Source organism: Phormidium yuhuli AB48 (genome assembly GCF_023983615.1).
Lineage (GTDB): Bacteria > Cyanobacteriota > Cyanobacteriia > Cyanobacteriales > Geitlerinemataceae > Sodalinema > Sodalinema yuhuli.
In genome coordinates this window covers 194,175-210,851 of the sequence record NZ_CP098611.1, presented here as the reverse complement: position 1 = coordinate 210,851, position 16,677 = coordinate 194,175, and the positions used below count along the sequence as shown (strand labels likewise).

Here is a 16,677-nt window from a genome sequence, read left to right as displayed (position 1 = left end):
GATTCCCGACTCTATCAGTACCGAACGTGAACTTCCCCGAGACATTCGCAATTTTATACTACTGCCACTGCTATTTCGCAGATTACGACATCACCAGTTAACCATTCATCCTACTTTCAGGGTGCAAAATACCCATACACCCGCGCCGAGAGTTCCCGAATCAACTCAACGGCGCGGTCGTCATACTCGGGACGTTCCACCAACGCCACCAGTACATACCGCTGACCATTCACCACATCTACCAATCCCACATCCGCCAACATAAACCGCAGATTTCCCGTCTTATGGGCAATTACCCCCCCCTCTCCCACACCCCGGGGCAATAACCCATTATTCTCCGTCAGCATCATAATCCGTAACATCCGATCGCGACTAGCCATCGACAGCAACTCCCCCCGTTCAATCTGGGCCAACAGGCCCGCCAACTCCCGAGGCGTGGTCTGATTCGTCCCCTGCAAATCCGGCAGCCAATCCTCTAAGACCGTCTCCTGCATTCCCCATCCACGGAAGCGGTGACTCAACGCCTCCATTCCCCCCAAACGGTCAATAATGAGATTCGTGGCCGTATTATCACTCTCCACCATCATCGACGTGGCCACCTCCAAGACTGAGAGTTCCAACCCTGGCACTTCATCCTGTAAACGACCGGCCCCCCCAGCAATATGGGACTCCTCCAACCGTAACCGCTCATCCAGGCGCACCTGGCCTTCATCCACCGCCTGCAAAACGGCCACCAAAATGGGAATCTTAATGGTACTCGCTGCCGCAAAGGGTCTATCCTGGCCGATTTGAGCATAATCCCCTGTCCTGACATCCAACACCATCAACCCCGGTGTCAGCTCAGGATACTCCGCCACCAACTCCTGCAACTGGCTCGTCAAATCCGTCAACTCTCGTCCCAGAGACCGCTGCAACGAGCCAGGAGTCGCCGTCTCCACAGACTCTCTCGGCTCCAGTGACCCCTCCGAGGGAACCGGAGTCCACAGGGCCATCAACGTCCCCGCCACCGCACTCAAGCCAATCCCAGCAATCGCCAACCGCGCCCCATAGAGCATCGGCAACAGGGGGGCCGGAACCGGCAGACGACGGCGACGGCGACGACGGGGCGTTCCCACCGCTGAACCGGTCCGATTTTGGGCCTGACCGCCGGTTTTACGGGTCGTCCCACTGCCAGAACGTCCAGACGGAGACCCCGAACGACTTGGGCGCGGTGTCGGCGGTGGGAGAGGAATTTGTCCGGGAACGCCTCGATGTAGATAAGGACTGGTTCCACGACGGGAGGGAAAGGAGACCGAACTCCCCAACATCGGCTCTCGCCGCACTCGTCGCCGCTGGGGAGTGGGCAAATTCACCGCTCCCTCCCGTCGTCGCCGCCGACTGGAAATGGGCGTTACCTTATTATTAACCGCCTGACGAGGGGAACGAGACCCGGCCCCAGCCTGCAACCGAGTTCGCCATTGACGGCGACTCCAACTTTCATAACGACTTGAACGACGGGGCGGCGGATTAGACATGAGTGAACAGTCAACACTGTGCGAGTTCCGTTACCGATTCTAGCCCACCTACGAGCGACAACTATGGGAAATCCAATTCTGGCTGGGGAGGGGAGGGGAACCACGGAGTCACAGAGGACAGGTCGAAAGAGGAGGGAGAGGAGGAAGAGGAGGAAGAGGAGGGAGAGGAACCCCAGTCTAAATCGATTCCGGAACACAGCTTACCCCTGTTCCCTGGTCCCTGTTCCCTGTTCCCTATTCCCTGTTCCCTGTTCCCTGTTCCCTGTTCCCTTCTCTATCGCCCAATTCACCTGACGTAAAATTCCCCGCAACATGGCGACTTCCTGAGAGGAGGGATGGGCCCGATTGTGGAGACGGCGGAACTTCTCCATACGGGCGTTGGCGGTATGGGGATAGAGATAGCCAATGTTTAGTAAGAGGTCTTGCAAATCGTCATAATAGGCTTCCATCGCCTCAATGGGAGCTTCTACCTCTTCCAGGGGACTCTCTATCAACTCCTGATTGCCCAAAGACCCCGGTTCTCCCGCCAGGTTATACAGTTCATAGGCACAAATCGCCACGGACTGAGCTAAGTTCAATGACGCATAACTGGCTGTGGAGGGAATGCGGGCGAAGCGTTGGGCCAGATTCAATTCCTCATTGCTCAATCCCCGGTCTTCTCGCCCAAACACTAGGGCGGATGGGGTTCCGAGAAGCCAGGGTAAGACCTGCCGGGGATGTTCTAAGGCGGTGGGTAAACGGCGATTCCTTGCGGTTGTAGCCACCACCCGCTGACAGCCTTGTAAGGCCTCGGCTAAACTAGATACGTAAATAGCCCCCTCTAAGATGTCCTGGGCATGAACTGCCATCTGTCGCGCCTCATCGCTGAGCGGGTCACATTGGGGATTGACCAGCAGCAAACGGCTCAACCCCAAATTTGCCATAATCCGGGCAACAGACCCCACGTTCAACGCGCCAGCGGGTTCTACGAGAACAATTGAGATGGGGGAGAGGGCAGTGGCAGTCATGGCACAGGGAGGAGGGGGTCAGTAGAAGGTTAACCAGAGGGTTAAACAGAAGGTATCGACGGCGATGGGACGAAAACACACAAAGTCCAACTTACCTCAAAAGGTCTGTCCGGTTTGTGGTCGTCCCTTTGAGTGGCGCAAGAAATGGGCCGATTGCTGGGATGAGGTGAAATACTGTTCTGAACGCTGTCGCCGTCGCCGCTAGGGACTTAGGGCCGCGATAGGTCGAGCCTGGGCCCTAGAAGAATCTGAAAAATCCCTGTATAATCCCCATGCGATGGAGTCCCCCCAACTCAGACATCGCCAGTCAACCTCAATCGATTGTCTGAATCTGTCCAAATCTGTCTTCATTTGTCCCAATTATCTGTCTTATGTCCAACACCTACCGCGTCACCCTACATCACCAAGGCGAAACCTACACCATTGAGGTTCCTGAGTCAGAAACCATCCTCAAGGTGGCCCATGACCAAGATATTGACCTCCCCAGTTCCTGTTATGCGGGGGTTTGTACGACCTGTGCGGCTAAAATCCTGGAAGGGGAAGTCTCTCAAGAGGATGGTATGGGGGTTAGCCCGGAACTGCAAGCGGAAGGCTATGCTCTGCTCTGTGTCTCTTATCCTAAATCGGATTTGGTGATTGAGACGGAGAAGGAAAACGAGGTGTACCAACAGCAGTTTGGTCAAGGCTAATTCCCTCGCCTATCTTGTGGCATATTTTTGCCATTTTGTCAAGTCTTTACGGAAAATTCGTTATGACGACCCATTTTATCAGTGCCGAGTTTGATGCCAATGAGTCCCCGCAACAACTCCAGCGGGAGATTGAGGCGGAGTTAGAGAAGCGCGGTGAACCCCTGCGCTGGGCGGTGACGGAGGCCAATCCGGAAACGGGCAAGGTCCAGGTTGAGGCGGTGGTCACCCGCCAGGATTAGGGGGGATTTCCCGAAGCACGCCACCCCGGAGGGCGAACAGCCGTTCGCCCCTACAAACCTATTGCCTATTGCCTATTGCCTATTGCCTTCCCCCCCTGTTCCCTGTTCCCTGTTCCCTATTCCCTGTTCCCTCTCCCCCATGTACACCGCTGTTCTGATTATCCCCACCGGTATCGGCGCTAGGATTGGGGGCTATGCGGGGGATGGGATTCCGGTGGTTCGGGCCCTGTCTGGGGTCTGCGATCGCCTCATTACCCATCCCAATGTCCTCAATGCAGCTCAACTCTATTGGTCTGACCCCAATATCTTCTATGTGGAAGGGTTGGGGTTGGATCGCTTTGCGGCGGGAACTTGGGGGTTGCGGCCGGTGGTGCAAAATCGGGTGGGCCTACTCCTCGATGCGGGGATTGAACCGGAGTTACGCTTACGCCATCTGCAAGCGGCGGATGCGATGCGGGGAAGTTTGGGACTCGGGTTAACGGAGTATGTGGTCACGGATGCGCCTCTGGGGGTGCAATTGCGGCTGGCGGAGTCGGGGGCCAGTTGGGGAACCTTGGACAATCCGGGGAGTTTACTGAGAGGGGCCAAACGGCTGATTGAGGAGGCGGGGGCGGAGGCGATCGCCGTGGTGGCCCGCTTTCCCGATGAGTCCCCGGAACAGCTACAAGCCTATCGTAGCGGCTCTGGGGTGGATGCGATCGCCGGTGCGGAAGCGGTCATTAGCCATCTCATCGTCCGCGAGTTCGGCATTCCAGCGGCCCACGCCCCGGCCCTATCCCCCCTCCCCCCGGAGGCGAATCTCTCCCCCCGGGCCGCCGCTGAGGAGTTAGGCTATACCTTCCTTCCCTGTGTCTTAATGGGCCTCAGTCGCGCCCCGCAATTTGTCCCGGCGGGAGATTGTCGGCCTCAGGATGTGCGATCGCCCGATGTGGATGTGGTGATTGTCCCGGAGGGGGCCTGTGGGGGGAGTGCTATCCTAAGTTGGAGTCAGGGCGCAACCCAAATCATTACCGTCGCCGAGAACTCAACCCAGATGCGTTGTCCCGCCGCCAGCTTGGGGATTGAGGCGTTATCGGTGCGATCGTATCTCGAAGCCATCGGGGCGATCGCCGCTCATCGCAGTGGCGTCCATCCCCAGGCCCTCCAACCCCAGATCGCCCCCCTCACGCATCTGTAAACCGTCCTAAACCAAGCATTGTGAACGATTCCCCTTCCCCTGATTTTGAACCCTTAACCCGCCCCCAAATCCTAGTCGCCATGGGGGTTACTGCTGTTATCCTGATGATTGTCTCCAAACTCTGGCTACGGTTTGGCAGTGTACAACTCTTACCCCTGTCTTGGAACCCGGAACAAGCGGCCCTAGGGGTGGCCTTAAGTCTAGGAATCACCCTGGCCAGTTCTCTTCTCTATCGCGTCTGGGGGGCCTATCGAGAAAGTGCCCAGTTCTACCTCAACCTTGCCATTGCCCCTCTAGCCTGGTTGGACCTCGTCTGGCTGGGCCTACTTCCGGGAATGAGTGAAGAACTGCTATTTCGGGGGGTGATGTTACCGGCGATCGGTTTAAATCCCCTCGGATTAGTCATCTCTAGCGTCTTATTTGGCATTCTCCACATCAGTGGTCGTCGTCAATGGGCCTATACCACTTGGGCGACCATTGTCGGTCTCTTGCTAGGCTTAAGTGCCATTCTCACAGGCAATCTTCTCGTTCCGATTATTGCCCATATTGTCACGAATTGGCTCTCAGGTTTTATCTGGAAATGGCGTTATGCTCATCAAGAAACTTAAGTCAAGACCCGAAAAATGCTGACATCATTTGACATTAAAAACCTGGGACCTATTGACTCTCTTTGCTGTCGCAACTTGGGACAAATAAACCTGATTATTGGAGGAAATGGAACGGGTAAGACCCTACTGCTCAAGGCTTTATACAGTACCCTCAAAAGCCTAGAAATGTATCAGCGAGGGAATGAGCCAAAATCTCTCGCTGAATTGCTTTCTGAAAAAATATATTGGACATTTCAAGTCGGAGAAATTGGAGAATTAGTTAGAAAACAGGTTCAATCTTCCCTATCTCTAAAACTCTCCTTTAGCGGAGAGACGGGGGAAGAAAGTATCCAATATCATTTCGGTAAAGCTACAAGTAAGACGATTCAAGCCCTTACTAATGAAGTCTCCCCTCGGTCGAGTAACTCAATTTTTATTCCTCCAAAAGAAGTTCTGTCAATTTACAATTTGATTTTAGAATCTCGGGAAAGAGACCGTAGCTTTGGCTTTGACGATACCTACTTGGATTTAGTGAAAGCCTTACAAACTCCTCCAACTCGGGGTAAAAATTATGTACAGTTTGCTAACTCTCGAAAAAATCTGGGCACTATCATCGGTGGTAAAATAACCTATGACACCCAAACAAAATCTTGGCAATTTAAACAAGGTCACAAAAAAATACCGATTGGTGTGACAGCAGAAGGTATCAAAAAAATATCAATTCTAGACACTCTATTAGGCAATCGTTACCTGGATGCAAACTCAGTTATTTTTATTGATGAACCGGAATCGGCACTCCATCCGGGGGCGATTTCGCAGCTATTGGAAATTATGGTAGCCTTATCTGAAGCCGGACTTCAGTTTTTTCTAGCCAGTCACTCCTACTTTGTGATTAAAAAGTTATCGGTCTTGGCACAAAAGAAACCCGTAACGACCATTATGATTCTCTCCACTGATGGAGAAGCTTGGGAAATCAGCAATCTCGCCGATGGTTTGCCAGAAAATTCTATTATCAATGAGTCGATTCGTATTTATGAAGAAAAACTAAACCTGGTTTTAGGGTAACTCAGTGCCTTGGGATAGTTTTATGTATATCGATGAATCTAATATGAGGTTTGGTCCATTTCCTGAATCGGACTGCTTCCCCATCGAACAGAGTCAAACCTATCAAGGGATTCGCCAAGGCGTTAAAATGGCAGAATTTGCCTTAATTCGTTATCCTAAATCTAACCTCAATCCGGTTAGCCTTTGGATTGTTGAAGCAAAATCAAGTAGTCCCCGCCCGAATACACAGCCAAATTTCGCTGATTTTATTGACAACACTCCGGACAGTTTTTGAAAGCCAACGATAGAATGAGGGTTTCAGCCATCTTCCACAGTAATCTGGCCAACGAGAAACCAAGGGTTTCAGCGCTTTCCCAGAAAAATGTCCGGACTATTGATTGAAGAAATCCAGGAAAAGCTCACAAATGCCCTCAATCTAACCATTTCCACTGGTCTAAAACGTCATAAAAGTTGGCAGGAGTTGCCGAAGTCTTTTCAACAAATAGATTGGCAAACTATACGTTTTGTTTTGATTTTGGTCATCCAAGGTCATGACGCAGCTTGGCTTCCTGATTTAGAAGATGCTCTAAAATATGCCTTGCAGTCAACTCGACAAATTTGGGGCGGCTCGGTAAAATCAGAGGTTTTAGTTCTGAATGACCAATTTGCTCAGGACTACGGCTTGATTACACCACCTTAACCAAAAGCTGTTAACTGAACCCTAAAATATTTCCAAACACCCCACCCTCATACCTCCGCTAGATGAATCCCCGGACATTCATCTGTTAAACTTCAGAAAACCGATCGCCAACTGGTCTCATCACCATCCCCCCCTCAAACTCAACCCATTTTATGAACTCCGTCACAGCCGACCAACTGCAATTCTTTCTGGACATCGCCACCGAAGCCGCTCAACAAGGGGGGGCTGTCCTAAAATCCTATTGGGGAAAACTCGAAGGCGTCGAAGAAAAAGGACGTTCTGGGGATTTGGTAACCGTCGCCGATAAAGAGTCTGAAGCCAAAGTTCTGGAGGTCTTGCAACGTCATAGCCCCGATTGTGGTATCCTCGCTGAAGAATCCGGGGTACTGGGCAATACAGAGAGTCCCTTCCGTTGGGCCATTGACCCCCTCGATGGAACCACCAACTACGCCCATCAATATCCCGTCTGTTCCGTCTCCATCGGCCTCCTCATCGATGGAGTTCCCCAAGTGGGAGTGGTGTATAACCCCATCCGAGAAGACCTCTTCCAAGCCGCCACAGGAATCGGGGCCACCTATAACCGCCAACCGATGCGCGTCTCGACCACGAAAACCCTCGATCGCAGTCTACTGGTTACCGGATTCGCCTATGATCGACGAGAACGGGACGATAACAACTATGCTGAATTTTGCTATCTGACCCATCTCACCCAGGGGGTTCGCCGAGGGGGGTCAGCCTCTTTAGACTTAGCCGATGTGGCCTGTGGCCGCATCGATGGCTATTGGGAACGGGGACTCTCTCCCTGGGATTTAGCCGCAGGAATCGTCCTGGTACGGGAAGCTGGAGGGGTGGTCACCGCCTATGACCAATCTCCCCTAGATTTATCCTCCGGACGACTGTTAGCGACCAATGGCCATCTCCAGTCTGCCCTAAGCGATCGCCTCGCTGAAGTGCAGCCCCTCGGAGAACTTCCGGGAATTGGTCGCCTCAGTGAGCGATCGCCCGTCTAAGTCCCCAACAACCACAGTAAAGTAGAGACAGTAGTGCGACTCGTATCAGAAGGCTCATCCTAGGGACATGGTACTGTCGCGTCATTCCGATCAAGACACTTATCACAGGGAGGTGATGACGACACAATGTCGTTCTCTTTTGACGTTAACCGGGGCTTATTTACCCTGGACTTCACCGATCATCATGCCATTCTCGGGGTGAGCTTGGATGCCGAGACCAAAGCCATTCGCAAACGTTATCTCAATATCGCCCGCTGCTTACATCCTGATGTCTGTCAGGCGGACGATCGCGAGTTGGCCCAATCGGTTCTCTCCAAACTGGTGAACCCCGCCTACAGCAAGTTTTCCAACGAACGGGAATCCTCAGACTATACCATCCTCTTGCGGATGCTGGCTAAGCGACTGCAACAGGAATATGGTCAAGTCGACCTCCAGTCAGACATCGCCAAAAGCCTAGTTGAGGCCAATAACTATGAGGCCCTGTACGAAAAGGCGGTTACAGAACTGGCTCAACACCAATATCAAGACCTCAACCGCATCGAGCATTATGTGGGTGAACTCAGCGAGTTGAACTTCGTCTATCTCTACCGTCGGGAACAACAAAACAAAGGCTGGGCCCAACCATCTAAACGCCCTTCTCCCAGTCCAACCGCTGCACCCCCACCGCCGCCGCGCGCCTCCACCAATACCTTCGTGGAACAGTATCTGCAACGGGCGCGATCGCTCATGGAGCAGAAAAACTTTGCCTATGCTCGCAAAGAACTCCAGGATGCCCTAAAACTTGAACCGGAGAATAGCCGCTGTCATGGACTCCTGGCCTTGGTGTATCTCAAACAACAAGAGGTGCAACCGAGTAAAGTCAACCTAACCATGGCCAACTCCCACACGACCAAGGCCTTAAAACTCGATGCGAAAGAACCTCTAGCCCTGGAAGCCCGCAAAACTCTAACCCGGATGATGGCCCGGCCCAGCACAGCCCAGACACCACCCAAGAGCAAGCCTCCCAAGAAATCTGATAAAACTAAAAAGTCAGATAAAGGGGGCGGTGGACTCTTTGGCCTCTTTGGCAATAAGAAAAACTAAGCAGCGTAACTACAACAGTCATGACAGTACACCAACCTCCCGCTGGGGCGCGGGATCTCCTGCCCCTCGATGTCACCCAGAAACAATGGATTGAACGGCGTTTGCAAGATGCGTTCCGCCGCTGGGGCTATCACCGTATTATCACGTCAACCTTAGAACGCCTCGATACCCTCATGGCGGGAGGTGCGATTGATCGCCGTACTGTCGTCCAGTTCCAAAATAACGACGATGAACTTCTGGGGCTGCGGCCGGAACTCACCGCCTCGATTGCTCGGGCCGCCGTCAGTCGTCTCTCGGACTCTAGCTTCCCCCAACGACTCTACTACAATGCCAATGTCTTCCGTCGCAGTGGCAGTTCAGCTTATGGTCGCCAACAGGAGTTTTATCAGGCTGGGGTGGAACTGTTGGGGGCTAGTGGCCCGGTGGCGGATGCGGAAGTGTTGCTGTTGTTGGCGGATAGTTTAAACCGCCTCGGGGTTGAGGATGTGCAGGTGGTTCTGGGGGAAGCTCAACTGACGCGATCGCTCCTCGAACCCTTCCCAGAACCCAGCCGCACGGCAATTCGCGCCGCCATTGCCGACCTCGATTATGTGGCGATCGCCACTCTGGAGTTGTCCCCGCAATTGCGCGATCGCGCCCTCAGTCTCTTTAATCTCCGGGGAACCCCAGATGAGGTGTTGCAGCGATTACAAGCGTTTCAACTCCCCGAGAGCGCCACGGCGGCCCTGGATAACCTCACGGCCCTCCTGAAGATTCTTAAGGCAACTCAGCCCGGGTTTTATGAGCAGATTGTCCTGGATTTGAGCCTGATTGAAACCTTTAATTACTATACGGGGATTGTCTTTGAGGTGGTGGGCCACAGTCACAGCGATCGCCAACTGCTGGGGAAAGGGGGCCGCTATGATGACCTGTTGGAACTGTATCACCCTCAACGTCAAGCCTGTTCCGGGATTGGCTTCTCTCTCAACCTAGAAGACTTGCATCATCTGCTCCTCGGCGGCGACCAACTCCCTGAGAGGACCCCCTCTAGTGATTGGCTGGTGGTCCCTCGCTCCCCGGAGGCCCAGGCGGCGGCCTTTGCCTTTGCGGCACAGTTGCGGCAAAAAGAGGCGTTAATCCGGGTGGAACTCTGTCTGGACTCTCCTCAGGAGGCGCAGGCGGTGCGGGAGAGCGCCCGTCGCCGTCGTATCGCTCAGATTGCTTGGGTGGCGGCCGATGGGACTCAAGAAACAGAGTTGGTAAATTCTTCAGCTGAGGGGTGAGGGCGATCGCCAGATTTTAAGTTTCCTCGACTTTATAATTCGTGATGTTTTTGCAATAATTTGTCATCGTTTTGGCCCTAGAAGTTCGTTATCCTGAAACTAGGAAACAACACCAAACACGCCATGACTGCACTCAGCGCCTGGATTCGCAAAACCCCTTCTTGGCAAGCCATCATTAGCTTAAGTTTGGCCCTGTGGTTTGGTGCAAGTCTGGTCTTAGACTTTGTGATGATGCCCGGAATGTACAGCATGGGCATGATGAGTCAACCGGATTTCGCCAGCATGGGGTACAGCACCTTTGAGCGGTTTAATCATCTCGAATTATTGTTTGGGGCGATCGCCCTCACGGGGGTACTCGTTCTCAATCAACAGCAACACTTTTTTGGGTCTCAAACCCGCAAAGCTATTATGTTATCCACGTTGCTGTTAGGAATTGCGATCGCCTACACCTACCTGTTTACGCCACAGATGAGTGCGATGGGGATGTCCCTAACCCCCTTGGAGCCGCTGGCGGAGTTTCCCCCTCTGATGGAGACGATGCAGCAAGGCTATTGGGTGTTGGAAGTCCTCAAACTGGCCTCAGCCTGGATTCTACTCCGTCTCTGTCATCGCCAAATGCAGACACCCTAAGTTTTAGTCAAGCCTAGATGCACGAATAAAGAGATTTGTCAAGAGGCGAATCTCTTTTTTTTAGGCAAGAGGCAAGAGGCAAGAGGCAAGAGGGTTACCACAGAGGCACAGAGGACACGGAGGAAGAGGAGGGGGGAAGAGGCAAGAGGGTTACCACAGAGGCACAGAGGACACGGAGGAAGGGAAATTCTTGCGGTGGGGTGGGGGGATTGCGATACAATCGGAGGTCGCTCGATTGATATAGCGGGTTGTTTGTAAGTGTTTAGGGGGCGATCGCATCATGGCTATTATCGCATTACGGGGTTGGTATATCGAACGGTATGAACCTCTGTCGGAGTTGCGCAAACGTCCCCATGATATTCGCCTGAGCCGCAATAGTTTGTTGAAAGCGGGGTTGCGGGCGGATTTCCTGGAAGAACGGGAGGAGATTGAACAGGCCGAGTGGTTCAACCGCTATTTAGCTGGGGAAGCGGTGGAGTTCTATATTGAGGGGAGTGGTTCCTATCGCATTGCGAATATCGACCTCAGTAGCCATGAGATTTACTTCACCAAACAAGAAGGGAGCGCCTATCTCGATCCCAAGATTTTCCTCAGTGTTTCGGAAGGGGAATATGGGGCGCAACTTCAGGAGGCGTTAGAGGAGTATATTCGTCAGGTGAATCGGCGATCGCGCCTTCCCCTGGGCCTGGAATTGGCAAAACGGCCCTCCGAGGGGGCCACTCGCCTCAGTTCCCATCAATTGCGGCAGATTCGCAAGAGTCTGTTGTTTATCGCCGATGTGACTCCCCTGTCCGTTACCCCTGGGGAATCCCCGCAACTGTTACCCAGTCCCAACGTCTGCGTGGAACTGGGTTATGCCTTGGAATGTAAACGAGTGGAGCAGATTTTGCTGGCTCGGGTTCAGCAGCCGCAGCTATCGGGGACGGTTCCCTTTGATTTGCCCAGTTATCAGGAAATTGAGTTTCCCAACCCCGGGGCGATCGCCCATCTACTCCCGAATCTTCTCGACTCGATGCTACAGCGGTTTGCTTTGGTATCCTAGGGAAGATAGCCTTAAACGGTCTAAGACTGCAAGCACCATGCCCAAACCCAGTGAGTACGCCGTTCACCTCTTTATCAGTGGTGGCCAGAAAGAAGAAGTACGCTTCCCCTCCATTGAGGACTTTCAGAAATGGTACGGGAGCGAAGTCAAGCCGAAATCAAAATCCGATGACTTTATCAATGTCCCCCTCAAAAACATTCAGGGGGAGTATATGGTAATTCGTCCTTCGGCCATCTTAGCCATGCGCCTCGAACCCATTTTCACCTCCAGCGTCGATCGCTTTTAGAGACATCTTCGGGAAACTCCGGTGTCCCCGAGACTGATTAAAAATTCAAATGAGGGTCGGTTTTTCGAGGGCGATCGCCCTCAGCCGGACCTATCCCCGAACCGCTCATGTCCCATTGGCTCTCCCATTGAGCCATTTGACGTAGGCGGTGTGTTATTCTGTGTGAGCTTATGGGACTGTTCCGCGACTCGGGACTGCCATACCGGTTTTCTCTAAAAACGTTTAACTTAGCAAGTAATCGGATTGAGTCCTTGGGCGATGGCTATTGGTGCGATCGCCCCCATTCCCAAGCTCTAACCCATTGTCCGAACATTGTCTTAAGCGGCTGGTCACTGACCCCCCCACTTTATGGACGCTTCCTTCGAGATTACAGTTCTAATTTCCCTAACCGTAGCCGTTGGAATCGGCTCCCAAGTTCTGGCGGAATACTTTAGGGTTCCGGGTATCGTCTTTCTGCTCCTGATGGGAATCCTCCTCGGACCCAGCGGGTTAGACTGGCTACATCCTGGACTGTTAGGGGGTGGCCTAGAGGTGATTGTTTCCCTCGCTGTGGCCATTATCCTCTTTGAAGGGGGCTTAAGTTTAGAATTACGAGATTTAGGTCGAGTCTCAGGGAGTTTACGCAACCTCGTCAGTTTAGGAGCTTTTATTGCCTTTGTGGGTGGCAGTTTAGCAGCCCATAGCCTAGCTGAGTTTCCCTGGCCCATCGCCTTTCTCTATTCGGCCCTCGTGGTGGTCACGGGGCCCACGGTTGTCGCCCCCCTCCTCAAACAGGTTCATGTTGATCGCCAAGTGGCCACGCTCCTAGAAGGGGAAGGAGTGCTGATTGACCCAGTTGGGGCGATTTTAGCGGTCTTAGTCCTGGATGTTGTCCTCAACGGGGATACCGATCCCCTTGGGGTGGTCACCGGCTTATTCCTACGCTTAGGACTAGGGTTAGCCGTTGGCGGCTTAGGCGGTTGGCTCTTGGGGCGTTTCATTACCCGTGCGAATTTCCTCTCGGAAGAAATTAAAAATTTGGTGGTCTTAGCCGGGGTTTGGGTGCTGTATAGTTTCTCCCAGTTCCTCGTCGAAGAGTCGGGCTTGATGACCATGGTGGTGGCTGGGTTAGTGATGCGGGCCTCGTCGTTGCCCGAGGAACGGCTACTACGGCGTTTCAAAAGCCAGTTGACGGTTCTGGCGGTATCCGTTTTGTTTGTCCTGTTGGCCGCTGACCTCTCCATTCCCAGTATTTTTGCCCTGGGTTGGGGGAGTTTAGGGACCGTCGCCGTTTTGATGTTGGTGGTGCGCCCGATTAACGTCTGGATTTGTACCCTCAACAGTCCCCTCAACTGGCGACAAAAGTTGTTTGTCAGTTGGATTGCTCCTAAAGGAATTATTTCTGCTTCCGTGGCCTCTCTGTTCTCGATTCTCTTGACGGAACGGGGGATAAACGGGGGGGATGCTATTAAAGCCTTGGTGTTCCTGACGATTATCCTAACGGTGATGTTACAGGGTCTAACGGCTCGCTGGTTGGTGGGGGTATTAGGACTTGAGGCCACCACCGCCACTGGGGTCTTAATTGTCGGCTCGAATCCCCTCAGTCGCCTGATTGCCCAACTCTTTCAGGACCGGGGTGAGGCGGTGGTGATGATTGACACCGATGCCGAATCCTGTCGCTTGGCTGAGAACCAGGGGGTGAAGGTGTTTCTCAGTAGTGCCTTAGATACGGAGGTTCTTGAAGAAGCGGGGTTAGAGTCGATGGGAACCTTCCTCACAATGACCAGTAATGGGGAGGTGAATATGGTTCTGGCCCAGCGAGCGATGGAGGAGTTTGAACCCCCCCGCACTCTGGCCTTGCTACCTCGGGAGAAGACCGGAACCCCCACCAATAAGGCAAAAATTCGTCAGGCGATCGCCCCGGATTTCCCCTTGAAAACCTGGAACAAGTACCTCGATGATGGAGAAGTGAAGCTCGGAGAAACGGTCTTAGAAGACCATGGCTTTGCCTTTCAGAAGGCTCATTTACAGGCTTTAATTCGCTCTGGGGAGTTAGTGCCGTTATTACGGGAACGAGACGGTAAACTGCAAGTGATGTCGGCGGCGGATGCTTGGCAGAAGGGGGATACGATTATTTATCTCCTGCACGCCCCGAAACCGAAGTTATTAAAACGCCTCTCGGGGTCAAATCATAGTACGGCGTTGAAGGTGGAGAAGTTGCCGGAGGTTGAAGAGGTGGCGGTTCCCGCCTCAGTCCGGGAACGAGCCAATGGCCAACGGGAGGAAATGGCGAAGCGTAACCCCACGGAGGAGCTGAAACCGACGGCGAATGACGATAATGGTCAAGAGACCCTGGATAAGCAAGGTGAAACTCCTAAGGGGGGTAAGGTGCAAGAGTCGCCACAGTTCCCCAATGCCAATGAATCGGTTTGAAGCGGGCCCGGGGCAGGGGTATCATGGGTGGGTTGTGTTCGCCCCCCTGAGTTATGGCTGCTGAGTCCTCCTATCCTGCTGCGGTTGATGTGACCCCTTCTATTTACAATCGCATGATTGAGCGGGTTCCTGAAGAATGGAAGGAGCGGTTTCAAGACCCCCTTAAGTGGGATGATAGTATGCGAGAGCAGGTGGCGGCGGTGTTGTTGCCGGCGGCAGTGGAGGAGGCGATCGCGCAATCACGACTCCGGGGCGATCGTGGGGCCATTCTCTATGATCAGAAGGATTTAGAGACGATTATTTACTATATTTCCCAGGGCAACACCGACACGGTTCTCTGGATGGCAACGCCGGAGACTCAGGCGGAGGTGAATGGCTTGGTGGAGTCTTATAATCCTGAGTCGGAGGCGGTAGTGGTGATGGTGGGTGCGGGAACGGTTCAGGCGATGTGGGTGCGGGAGGATGGCAAGATTGAAACGTCGGGGGCCCAGTCGACCAATTCTCTGCCGATTTCTCTACCGGAGGAGGTGACGATGGCGACGGAGGAGGAGGACGGGGTCTATGCGTATTGTTTTAATCATCAACAGTTGGGGGAGTTGGGGCGGATTCGCTTACGTCCGAGTGCCACATCTCGGTTAGAGTTTGAGACGCTGATGACCCCTGGGGATACGGAGGCGCAAACTCAGGAGAAGGAGATGGTGTTTGCGCCGATTGCTGAGACGATTGTGCAGCGGTTGAAGCAGGCGTTGGCGGAGGGGGAGTGATGGAGGTGTTGCCTTGTGGGAGGTTAGGATGGCGGAGGATTGGAGTCGCGATCGCACATTTGGCGATCGTCTTAAGTCATCAGTTTCCGTAAAGGCGCAGTTCTGGTAGGTCGAGGTTCTATCCATTTTGCTTGCCAAACTAGAACAAAGCAACAGCTTACGGACAGTTTCTGATGTTGGAATATCCTAATCCCGATATGATGTAATGATAGCGGGTTATCGTTGCGAGTTAAAAACGTTACACAATTATGTCAAATTTCTTAGGACTACAAGTCGATTTAGAGCGGTTATTACACGAAATACCTTACCTAAAGATGTTGATTTTATTTGGGTCTCGTGCTAGGGGTGATACCCATTCAAATAGTGATTGGGACTTTGCGGTTCTCTATAATGAAGAACTACGACGACAGACCGTTGAAGGGTTTGGCTGGTTTCGTGATATCGGTATTATTGGGGATTGTCTAAACTTAAATAGTGACAAGATTGATGTAGTTGAAATTGAACGCTGTTCTGAGTTAATGGCTCACCATATTGCTCGAGATGGCAAACTCATTTATGAGCAAGAACCCGGATTATTTGAAGATTTCAAAAAGGAAAATATTTTAAGCCAAAAGACGATTGATGATATTATCCGTGAATCAAGGTCGCAAGTCTATCAGTTTTTACAGAAACAAGGGCTATGAGTCAATTTGATGCTAGCGTTGTTTGGCGAAGACTGCAAAAAATAAATTCATTCGTTGCCAGGTTGAAAAAATTTGAAACGATAACTTTAGCTGATTATCTTGAGAGTGAAGATAATCAATTGATTGCTGAGCGTCTGATTCAACTTTGTACAGAAGCAGCATTAGATATCAACAAATATATTCTATCTCAACTGGGAGTTTTGGACAATAAAACACATTGGACTAACAAAGATTACTTTCTGGAGGCTAGTCGTCAGAACATTCTAACCCCAGATGTAGCTCGCGAGTTGGCAGATGCAGCCAGTATGAGGAACATTCTTGTTCATCTTTATCTCGATATAAATCCAGAAATTGTCTTTAATTCAATTCAAAAAAGTATTATGTATTACCCATTGTATGTATCCCAAATTGCAAAATATCTTGACTCTCTGATAAACACAGCACAAAACTAATCTCTTCTAATCCAGCAAGCGAGTGCAATCGCTATAGTACCTTTCTGGTGAAAGTTCAACAGGATGGAGCGAGCCATAACAAAAAGGCCACACCCG

The 16,677-nt window shown here is 52.3% G+C and carries 20 protein-coding genes; 18 read left to right on the top strand and 2 right to left on the bottom strand.

The genetic code is table 11. The features are described 5' to 3' along the window. Positions 1 to 116: 116 nt before the first annotated feature. A complete protein-coding gene (locus tag NEA10_RS00825; RefSeq protein ID WP_252663346.1) occupies positions 117 to 1,514 on the bottom strand; it encodes a serine hydrolase in 1,398 nt (465 codons plus the stop codon). A 200-nt stretch (positions 1,515 to 1,714) separates the two neighbouring features. Then, positions 1,715 to 2,521 carry an RNA methyltransferase gene (locus NEA10_RS00820; RefSeq protein ID WP_252663345.1) on the bottom strand — a complete coding sequence of 269 codons (807 nt, stop codon included), beginning with the start codon at positions 2,519 to 2,521 and terminating at the stop codon, positions 1,715 to 1,717. Between the two features lie 64 nt (positions 2,522 to 2,585). Here NEA10_RS00820 and NEA10_RS00815 point away from each other — a divergent pair, with 64 nt between their 5' ends. The 18 genes from NEA10_RS00815 to hepT all read left to right on the top strand — a co-directional run bounded on the left by NEA10_RS00815 (position 2,586) and on the right by hepT (position 16,581). Further along, positions 2,586 to 2,726 carry a DUF2256 domain-containing protein gene (locus tag NEA10_RS00815; RefSeq protein ID WP_252663344.1) on the top strand — a complete coding sequence of 47 codons (141 nt, stop codon included), beginning with the start codon at positions 2,586 to 2,588 and terminating at the stop codon, positions 2,724 to 2,726. Positions 2,727 to 2,892: 166 nt separating this feature from the next. Continuing rightward, positions 2,893 to 3,210, top strand: a complete 318-nt coding sequence (locus NEA10_RS00810; RefSeq protein WP_252663343.1) for a 2Fe-2S iron-sulfur cluster-binding protein — start codon at positions 2,893 to 2,895, stop codon at positions 3,208 to 3,210. Between the two features lie 62 nt (positions 3,211 to 3,272). Next, entirely contained in the window at positions 3,273 to 3,449 is a 177-nt protein-coding gene (locus NEA10_RS00805; protein WP_252663342.1) for a DUF8621 family protein, read from the top strand. Positions 3,450 to 3,588: 139 nt separating this feature from the next. Further along, positions 3,589 to 4,626 (top strand): DUF3326 domain-containing protein, encoded by a 1,038-nt coding sequence (locus tag NEA10_RS00800; protein ID WP_252663341.1) that lies wholly within the window; start codon positions 3,589 to 3,591, stop codon positions 4,624 to 4,626. Between the two features lie 80 nt (positions 4,627 to 4,706). Next, a complete protein-coding gene (locus NEA10_RS00795; protein ID WP_374111888.1) occupies positions 4,707 to 5,234 on the top strand; it encodes a CPBP family intramembrane glutamic endopeptidase in 528 nt (175 codons plus the stop codon). A 15-nt stretch (positions 5,235 to 5,249) separates the two neighbouring features. Further along, the gene (locus tag NEA10_RS00790) at positions 5,250 to 6,278 is read left to right on the top strand and encodes an ATP-binding protein (RefSeq protein ID WP_252663339.1); all 1,029 of its coding nucleotides are present in this window, start codon (positions 5,250 to 5,252) and stop codon (positions 6,276 to 6,278) included. A gap of 22 nt (positions 6,279 to 6,300) precedes the next feature. After that, positions 6,301 to 6,552: a hypothetical protein gene (locus tag NEA10_RS00785; RefSeq protein WP_252663338.1), complete on the top strand. Its 252-nt coding sequence runs from the start codon at positions 6,301 to 6,303 to the stop codon at positions 6,550 to 6,552. 87 nt (positions 6,553 to 6,639) lie between these two features. Then, the gene (locus tag NEA10_RS00780; RefSeq protein WP_252663337.1) at positions 6,640 to 6,957 is read left to right on the top strand and encodes a hypothetical protein; all 318 of its coding nucleotides are present in this window, start codon (positions 6,640 to 6,642) and stop codon (positions 6,955 to 6,957) included. Positions 6,958 to 7,109: 152 nt separating this feature from the next. After that, entirely contained in the window at positions 7,110 to 7,967 is an 858-nt protein-coding gene (locus NEA10_RS00775; RefSeq protein WP_252663336.1) for an inositol monophosphatase family protein, read from the top strand. A 126-nt stretch (positions 7,968 to 8,093) separates the two neighbouring features. Continuing rightward, positions 8,094 to 9,050, top strand: a complete 957-nt coding sequence (locus NEA10_RS00770) for a J domain-containing protein (protein ID WP_252663335.1) — start codon at positions 8,094 to 8,096, stop codon at positions 9,048 to 9,050. 20 nt (positions 9,051 to 9,070) lie between these two features. Further along, on the top strand, positions 9,071 to 10,312 hold the full coding sequence (locus tag NEA10_RS00765) for an ATP phosphoribosyltransferase regulatory subunit (RefSeq protein ID WP_252663334.1): 1,242 nt from the start codon (positions 9,071 to 9,073) through the stop codon (positions 10,310 to 10,312). A gap of 123 nt (positions 10,313 to 10,435) precedes the next feature. After that, positions 10,436 to 10,942 (top strand): DUF4149 domain-containing protein, encoded by a 507-nt coding sequence (locus NEA10_RS00760; protein WP_252663333.1) that lies wholly within the window; start codon positions 10,436 to 10,438, stop codon positions 10,940 to 10,942. A gap of 280 nt (positions 10,943 to 11,222) precedes the next feature. Continuing rightward, the gene (locus tag NEA10_RS00755) at positions 11,223 to 11,984 is read left to right on the top strand and encodes a hypothetical protein (RefSeq protein WP_252663332.1); all 762 of its coding nucleotides are present in this window, start codon (positions 11,223 to 11,225) and stop codon (positions 11,982 to 11,984) included. Positions 11,985 to 12,021: 37 nt separating this feature from the next. Next, positions 12,022 to 12,270 carry a hypothetical protein gene (locus tag NEA10_RS00750; RefSeq protein WP_068790032.1) on the top strand — a complete coding sequence of 83 codons (249 nt, stop codon included), beginning with the start codon at positions 12,022 to 12,024 and terminating at the stop codon, positions 12,268 to 12,270. Between the two features lie 348 nt (positions 12,271 to 12,618). Continuing rightward, positions 12,619 to 14,682 carry a cation:proton antiporter gene (locus NEA10_RS00745; RefSeq protein WP_252663331.1) on the top strand — a complete coding sequence of 688 codons (2,064 nt, stop codon included), beginning with the start codon at positions 12,619 to 12,621 and terminating at the stop codon, positions 14,680 to 14,682. Positions 14,683 to 14,735: 53 nt separating this feature from the next. Next, positions 14,736 to 15,446, top strand: a complete 711-nt coding sequence (locus tag NEA10_RS00740) for a hypothetical protein (protein WP_252663330.1) — start codon at positions 14,736 to 14,738, stop codon at positions 15,444 to 15,446. Positions 15,447 to 15,694: 248 nt separating this feature from the next. Then, positions 15,695 to 16,129: a type VII toxin-antitoxin system MntA family adenylyltransferase antitoxin gene (mntA, locus tag NEA10_RS00735; RefSeq protein WP_252663329.1), complete on the top strand. Its 435-nt coding sequence runs from the start codon at positions 15,695 to 15,697 to the stop codon at positions 16,127 to 16,129. Further along, a complete protein-coding gene (gene hepT, locus NEA10_RS00730; RefSeq protein WP_252663328.1) occupies positions 16,126 to 16,581 on the top strand; it encodes a type VII toxin-antitoxin system HepT family RNase toxin in 456 nt (151 codons plus the stop codon). The genes mntA and hepT overlap by 4 nt, the downstream gene beginning before the upstream one ends. Positions 16,582 to 16,677: the final 96 nt, after the last annotated feature.

Coding starts and splice junctions, on each gene's coding strand:
- NEA10_RS00770 (WP_252663335.1), top strand. CDS start 8,094: ATGTCGTTCTCTTTTGACGTTAACCGGGGCTTATTTACCCTGGACTTC.
- NEA10_RS00745 (WP_252663331.1), top strand. CDS start 12,619: ATGGACGCTTCCTTCGAGATTACAGTTCTAATTTCCCTAACCGTAGCC.
- NEA10_RS00780 (WP_252663337.1), top strand. CDS start 6,640: ATGTCCGGACTATTGATTGAAGAAATCCAGGAAAAGCTCACAAATGCC.
- NEA10_RS00760 (WP_252663333.1), top strand. CDS start 10,436: ATGACTGCACTCAGCGCCTGGATTCGCAAAACCCCTTCTTGGCAAGCC.
- NEA10_RS00755 (WP_252663332.1), top strand. CDS start 11,223: ATGGCTATTATCGCATTACGGGGTTGGTATATCGAACGGTATGAACCT.
- NEA10_RS00740 (WP_252663330.1), top strand. CDS start 14,736: ATGGCTGCTGAGTCCTCCTATCCTGCTGCGGTTGATGTGACCCCTTCT.
- NEA10_RS00785 (WP_252663338.1), top strand. CDS start 6,301: ATGTATATCGATGAATCTAATATGAGGTTTGGTCCATTTCCTGAATCG.
- NEA10_RS00775 (WP_252663336.1), top strand. CDS start 7,110: ATGAACTCCGTCACAGCCGACCAACTGCAATTCTTTCTGGACATCGCC.
- hepT (WP_252663328.1), top strand. CDS start 16,126: ATGAGTCAATTTGATGCTAGCGTTGTTTGGCGAAGACTGCAAAAAATA.
- NEA10_RS00825 (WP_252663346.1), bottom strand. CDS start 1,514: ATGTCTAATCCGCCGCCCCGTCGTTCAAGTCGTTATGAAAGTTGGAGT.
- NEA10_RS00815 (WP_252663344.1), top strand. CDS start 2,586: ATGGGACGAAAACACACAAAGTCCAACTTACCTCAAAAGGTCTGTCCG.
- NEA10_RS00805 (WP_252663342.1), top strand. CDS start 3,273: ATGACGACCCATTTTATCAGTGCCGAGTTTGATGCCAATGAGTCCCCG.
- mntA (WP_252663329.1), top strand. CDS start 15,695: ATGTCAAATTTCTTAGGACTACAAGTCGATTTAGAGCGGTTATTACAC.
- NEA10_RS00820 (WP_252663345.1), bottom strand. CDS start 2,521: ATGACTGCCACTGCCCTCTCCCCCATCTCAATTGTTCTCGTAGAACCC.
- NEA10_RS00765 (WP_252663334.1), top strand. CDS start 9,071: ATGACAGTACACCAACCTCCCGCTGGGGCGCGGGATCTCCTGCCCCTC.
- NEA10_RS00790 (WP_252663339.1), top strand. CDS start 5,250: ATGCTGACATCATTTGACATTAAAAACCTGGGACCTATTGACTCTCTT.
- NEA10_RS00800 (WP_252663341.1), top strand. CDS start 3,589: ATGTACACCGCTGTTCTGATTATCCCCACCGGTATCGGCGCTAGGATT.
- NEA10_RS00795 (WP_374111888.1), top strand. CDS start 4,707: ATGGGGGTTACTGCTGTTATCCTGATGATTGTCTCCAAACTCTGGCTA.
- NEA10_RS00750 (WP_068790032.1), top strand. CDS start 12,022: ATGCCCAAACCCAGTGAGTACGCCGTTCACCTCTTTATCAGTGGTGGC.
- NEA10_RS00810 (WP_252663343.1), top strand. CDS start 2,893: ATGTCCAACACCTACCGCGTCACCCTACATCACCAAGGCGAAACCTAC.